Genomic DNA, 657 nt, shown 5'->3' with positions numbered 1-657 from the left:
TTTTGTGTAGCAAAAAATAGGATGGAAGGAAGTGTTTTTTTCTTCCATCCACCCTATTTATTATAGAACTTTATTTATTCAGCCTCTTTGACGTTAATAGAAAGTAAGAAAAGCTTTGCCTAGCTTATTTAGTATCCATTTTTTGTAACTCGAAGTCTTTAGGAATTAAAACTGTGTCAATGATATGAATAACTCCATTGGAAACTTCTAAATCGGTAGAAGTAATCATCGATTCACTGATCATCGGCTCGTCTTCTGAAAAATCGAAGGCCACTTTTTCTCCATTAACAGTTTCAACAGATTTTCCGTCTTTTAAATCTTCAGCCAAAATTTTACTAGCCACCAGGTGATAAGTTAATAGTTTATTAAGATCAGGCTGTGTTAGTAGCTCTTGCTCCGTGATATCAAGCTCTTCTAATAATTGCTCAAAAGCTTCATCCGTTGGGGCGAAGAGGGTATATGGTTCGTTTTCTTGTAAGATTTCAACTAAATTAGTTTTTTCAAAAGCAGCCGCTAAAATACTGAAATCATCATTATCTTGAAGGGTGGCAACAATATCCTTTTGTTTATGTATGTCTTCTTTAGAACTTATTTCTTTGGTACTTTCTTCTTTAGAACTCTCTTTTTTAGAGCTTATTTCTTTGGTACTTTCTTCTT

1 protein-coding gene is annotated in these 657 nt (G+C 33.5%); it reads right to left on the bottom strand.

Annotated elements, in window-relative coordinates; all coding sequences use genetic code 11:
* Positions 1 to 124 precede the first annotated feature (124 nt).
* Positions 125 to 657 (bottom strand): fasciclin domain-containing protein (locus ACQV2P_RS08670; RefSeq protein WP_428894897.1); only part of this gene is annotated, 533 nt, incomplete at its 5' end.

It is taken from the genome of Facklamia sp. P12932 (assembly GCF_050409545.1).
Classification (GTDB): Bacteria; Bacillota; Bacilli; order Lactobacillales; family Aerococcaceae; genus Facklamia.
This window is presented reverse-complemented; position numbering and strand designations above follow the sequence as displayed.